Source organism: Clostridium sp. HCS.1 (genome assembly GCF_047900555.1).
Lineage (GTDB): Bacteria > Bacillota > Clostridia > Clostridiales > Clostridiaceae > Clostridium.
The window spans coordinates 3,580,001-3,585,000 of sequence record NZ_CP170704.1 but is presented as its reverse complement, the minus strand read 5'-3'; the positions used below and the strand labels follow the sequence as shown (position 1 = coordinate 3,585,000).

At 37.1% G+C, this 5,000-nt stretch carries 3 protein-coding genes, 2 tRNA genes and 3 rRNA genes (2 of these 8 running past the window's edge); 7 read left to right on the top strand and 1 reads right to left on the bottom strand.

Annotated features, from left to right (window positions below; all coding sequences use genetic code 11):
- The 6 genes from ACFYH6_RS17205 to ACFYH6_RS17180 all read left to right on the top strand — a co-directional run.
- A 23S ribosomal RNA gene (locus ACFYH6_RS17205) occupies window positions 1–1,567 on the top strand (it extends 1,339 nt beyond the left edge of the window).
- Between the two features lie 155 nt (window positions 1,568–1,722).
- A 5S ribosomal RNA gene (gene rrf / locus ACFYH6_RS17200) occupies window positions 1,723–1,839 on the top strand.
- Between the two features lie 5 nt (window positions 1,840–1,844).
- Window positions 1,845–1,920, top strand: a tRNA-Lys gene (locus ACFYH6_RS17195).
- Between the two features lie 147 nt (window positions 1,921–2,067).
- Window positions 2,068–3,018: an L-lactate dehydrogenase gene (locus tag ACFYH6_RS17190; RefSeq protein WP_416180549.1), complete on the top strand. Its 951-nt coding sequence runs from the start codon at window positions 2,068–2,070 to the stop codon at window positions 3,016–3,018.
- A 172-nt stretch (window positions 3,019–3,190) separates the two neighbouring features.
- A 5S ribosomal RNA gene (gene rrf / locus ACFYH6_RS17185) occupies window positions 3,191–3,307 on the top strand.
- Between the two features lie 5 nt (window positions 3,308–3,312).
- A tRNA-Lys gene (locus ACFYH6_RS17180) sits at window positions 3,313–3,388 on the top strand.
- A gap of 66 nt (window positions 3,389–3,454) precedes the next feature.
- On the opposite strand, the gene ACFYH6_RS17175 is transcribed toward ACFYH6_RS17180, so the two are convergent.
- The gene (locus ACFYH6_RS17175; RefSeq protein WP_316345421.1) at window positions 3,455–4,192 is read right to left on the bottom strand and encodes a signal peptidase II; all 738 of its coding nucleotides are present in this window, start codon (window positions 4,190–4,192) and stop codon (window positions 3,455–3,457) included.
- 179 nt (window positions 4,193–4,371) lie between these two features.
- Here ACFYH6_RS17175 and ACFYH6_RS17170 point away from each other — a divergent pair, with 179 nt between their 5' ends.
- Window positions 4,372–5,000, top strand: the 5' portion of a protein-coding gene (locus tag ACFYH6_RS17170; RefSeq protein WP_316345420.1) for a pyruvate, water dikinase regulatory protein. 175 nt of this gene lie beyond the right edge of the window; 629 of the gene's 804 nt are visible here — the first part of the coding sequence; its start codon is at window positions 4,372–4,374; its stop codon lies off the right edge, out of view.

The following is a 5,000-nucleotide window of genomic DNA, read 5'->3' as shown; positions in this document are numbered from 1 at the left end:
GGTTTCCTGGGGAAGGCTCGTCCGCCCAGGGTTAGTCGGGACCTAAGCCGAGGCCGAAAGGCGTAGGTGATGGACAATTGGTTGATATTCCAATACCACTATTATCGTTATTATCGATGGTGTGACGGAGAAGGATAGGATGTGCTAGCGATTGGAAATGCTAGTCTAAGCATTTAGGGAGTTAAGATAGGCAAATCCGTCTTAACAATCCTGAGGTGTGATGGGGAAGGCCATTTAGGCTGAAGTATCTGATTCCCTGCTTCCAAGAAAAGCATCTAGAAAGAGAAATAGTGCCCGTACCGCAAACCGACACAGGTAGATGAGGAGAGAATCCTAAGGCCATCGGAAGAATTGCAGTTAAGGAACTAGGCAAATTGACCCCGTAAGTTAGCGAGAAGGGGTGCCTGCGAGAGCAGGCCGCAGAGAATAGGCCCAAGCAACTGTTTAGCAAAAACACAGGTCTCTGCTAAAGCGTAAGCTGATGTATAGGGGCTGACGCCTGCCCGGTGCTGGAAGGTTAAGGGGAACACTTAGCGCAAGCGAAGGTGTGAACTTAAGCCCCAGTAAACGGCGGCCGTAACTATAACGGTCCTAAGGTAGCGAAATTCCTTGTCAGGTAAGTTCTGACCCGCACGAATGGCGTAATGACTTGGGCACTGTCTCAACTGCAAATCCGGCGAAGTTGTAGTGCGAGTGAAGATGCTCGCTACCCGCGATTGGACGGAAAGACCCCGTAGAGCTTTACTGTAGCTTAGCATTGAGTTCCGATATTGTCTGTACAGGATAGGTGGGAGACTGAGAAACTAGGGCGTCAGCCTTGGTGGAGTCAACCTTGGGATACCACCCTGATAGTATTGGGATTCTAACTGGACGCCATGAATCTGGTGACAGGACATTGTTAGGTGGGCAGTTTGACTGGGGCGGTCGCCTCCTAAAATGTAACGGAGGCGCCCAAAGGTTCCCTCAGAACGGTCGGAAATCGTTCGTAGAGTGCAAAGGCAGAAGGGAGCCTGACTGCGACACCCACAAGTGGAGCAGGGACGAAAGTCGGGCTTAGTGATCCGGTGGTACCTCGTGGGAGGGCCATCGCTCAACGGATAAAAGCTACCTCGGGGATAACAGGCTGATCTCCCCCAAGAGTCCACATCGACGGGGAGGTTTGGCACCTCGATGTCGGCTCGTCGCATCCTGGGGCTGTAGTAGGTCCCAAGGGTTGGGCTGTTCGCCCATTAAAGCGGCACGCGAGCTGGGTTCAGAACGTCGTGAGACAGTTCGGTCCCTATCCGTCGCGGGCGTAGGAAATTTGAGAGGAGCTGTCCTTAGTACGAGAGGACCGGGATGGACTGACCTCTGGTGCACCAGTTGTTCCGCCAGGAGCATGGCTGGGTAGCTAAGTCGGGAAGGGATAAACGCTGAAAGCATCTAAGCGTGAAGCCCCCCTCAAGATGAGATTTCCCATAGCGTAAGCTAGTAAGACCCCTTGAAGAACACAAGGTTGATAGGTCAGAGGTGTAAGTGTGGTAACATATTTAGCTGACTGATACTAATAGGTCGAGGGCTTGACCAATAAAATTTGTTATTAATTCATGTGCAATTTTCAGAGAACAATGTTTTCTGAAAAAACTCAGCAAGCTGAGTACAAGATTCTTAAAAAGGAATACAAATTGCTAAGGCAATTTGCATAAGTTCCGGTAACCAAATTAAAATTTGGACCGTCACTTATCTGGTGATGATGGCGTAGAGGAAACACTCCTTTCCATTCCGAACAGGAAAGTTAAGCTCTACAGCGCCGATGGTACTGCATGGGAGACTGTGTGGGAGAGTAGGACGTTGCCAGGTTATATGCGTTATTAGCTCAGTTGGTAGAGCACCTGACTCTTAATCAGGGTGTCCCGGGTTCGATCCCCTGATAACGCACCAAAATCCTAAACTTAAGTTTAGGATTTTTTTTTATTTAAAAGATAAAAATTTAATGATAAAAATTTATTCATATTTTAGATGATATATTTAATAAAAAATGTGATAAACTAAATATAGCTTAAAAATAATTTGACTTGGAGGGGTTATATGTTTTCAAAAACAAGGAAAGTAGCTATAGTTGGCACTGGATTAGTAGGTTCTAGTACAGCTTTTAGTTTGATAACGCAAGGAATATGCGATGAAGTCCTTATGATAGATATAAATAAGGAGAAAGCTCTTGGAGAAGTAATGGATTTAAAACATTGCATAGAATATTTAAATAGAAACACAAAGATTAAAGTAGGCACATATGAAGAATGTGGAGATGTTGATATAGTAGTAATTACAGCAGGAGCACCACCAAAACCAGGGCAAACAAGATTAGACACATTAGACTTATCAGCAAGAATAGCAGAATCTATAGTAACACCTATAATGAAGAGTGGGTTTAAGGGACATTTTATAATTATATCAAATCCTGTAGACATTATAGCGTATTATGTATATAAGTTGACAGGGTTACCTAAAAGTAATGTTATAGGATCAGGTACATCTGTTGATTCAGCTAGGTTGAAAAACTTCATAGGAGATTTGTTTAATGTTGATCCTAGAAGTGTGCAAGCATATTCAATGGGAGAACATGGCGACTCACAAATGGTACCATGGTCACATGTCTACATAGGTGGAAAACCATTCAATAAAGTTATTATGGACAATAAGGATAGAGTTGGAGAAGTAGATTTAGATAAATTAGTATTAGATACAGCTAGAGCTGGTTGGGAAGTTTATAATAGGAAAGGAACCACATATTATGCAATAGCATCTGCTACAGCTGGAATTATAAAAGCGATAATAAATGATGAAAATAAAATAATTCCTGTATCTACTTTATTAGAAGGAGAATACGGCGAATATGATGTTTTTACTGGAGTTCCAGCAATCCTTAATGCTAAAGGGGTTAAGGAAGTTGTGGAAATAGATATGACAGAAGAAGAGCTTAGTAAATTCAAGGAATCTAATAAAATAATAAAGGAATATATAGAGAAATTAAATAAGTAATAGGGATGCCATTAAGAATTAAATTTCGCTTTCTTAGTGGCATTAATTTATATTTTTTTGGATAAAAATTGAATTTATTTATAGTAAATATAAAAAAATAAAAAAATTTTAAAAAATATGTTGACATTAGAACAGGATGTCTATATAATAAGTTCTTGTTGAGGGAAAAATATCTGGTGATGATGGCATAGAGGAAACACTCCTTCCCATTCCGAACAGGAAAGTTAAGCTCTATAGCGCCGATGGTACTGCATGGGAGACTGTGTGGGAGAGTAGGACGTTGCCAGGTAACAAGGTTTACTAGCTCATTCGGTAGAGCACTTGACTTTTAATCAAGGTGTACCGGGTTCGATTCCCGGGTAAGCCACCAAAGATCACTTCTTTATGAAGTGGTCTTTTTTATTTTGCTATAAAAAATAAGAAGGAATCTTCCTTCTTATTTTTTTAATATATCTTTTTTTATAAATCTAAAAAATTGTTTTATTGAATTCCAATCATCTTTTAAAGTTGAATTTTCTTCTTCCTTAAAATATCCTTTAATGTAAATTAACATAATAAAGAATAGTATACCTAAATTGATATATATATCTTTAATATCAGCTATAAATAAGTTACTTATACCTATAAAGTCTAGACTCCCACCATAGAATACCTTATCTATTAATGAACACAATGCACCTGTTGATATAAATAAAAAGGACATATCTCCCCAATAATCCTTATTTCCTTTTGATAGGTAATATCTATACAGCTCTATAAATAGAATAATAGCTAGTGCATTAAGGATTATTAATATTGAAAAACCAAAATTTAACCCGAATCTTGCATTAAGCCATGATCCATCAGTATTAATTATTGGATCGAAAGAAAGAAATCCTTTAATAATTTCAATGTAATTATTAAAGAAAAAGAACTTAATTATTATTTTAATTCCTTGATCAATTAACATAAGTATTATAAAGATAAGAGCTACTACTTTACTTCCGAAGCCATTAGAATATTTTTTTGACATATAGTAAATAAATATACCTGTTATAGCAAAAACAATAGTTAATAGTAAGTTCATGATAAGTGTATAAAAATCATTGACTCTGCCTGTTATAATTTCAAATGCAAAATATAAAAGCCACATTATAGGTAATAAACATATAGTCAACCATTTTTCTTTATTAATTTTATTAGACATAGTTTCCTCCTAGAGAATATAAGATATAAAGATTTTAACATAGATATTCATAATTTTCATACAGGGGAGACAAATTATTTTAATTCTTGTTATAATATAAATAATATAATGAATATTTAAGCTTTTAGTATAAATTTAAAATATAAAAGTAGTAGGAGGGAATGAAATTGTTGAAAATTTTTGCAGTATCAGATTCTATAGGTGAAACAGCAGAGCAAGTCTCCTTAGCAGCAGCAAGCCAATTCAAAGGCGAAGTAGAGGTAAAAAGAATACCTTATGTTAAAGAACTTGATGATGTAGAAGATTTAATGAAGGAGATAAACGAATGTGAAAGTTGTATGATAGTTTCTACTATAATTACAGTAAATGTAAGAGAATATCTAACACAAAAATGCTTGGAAAAAAACATATCAGTAATAAATGTGCTTGGATCAATTGTAAGTGTTGCATCTTCTTTATTAAATAGAATGCCTGACAATAATCCTGGAGCTATGAGAAATATAGATGATGTATACTTTAAAAGGATAGAAGCTATGGAGTTTGCTATGCAATATGATGATAGTAAGGATTATAGAGGATTAAAAAATGCAGATGTAGTTTTAGTTGGGTTATCAAGAACATCTAAAACACCATTATGTATGTATTTAGCTAACAAGGGGTTGAAGGCTATAAATATTCCACTTATGCCTGAAGTAGAAATACCACAAGAACTTTTTGAAATTGATAGAAAGAAAGTTTTTGGATTAGTAATAGATCCACTTCAACTTATTGAAATAAGAAAAAGGAGATTAGATAA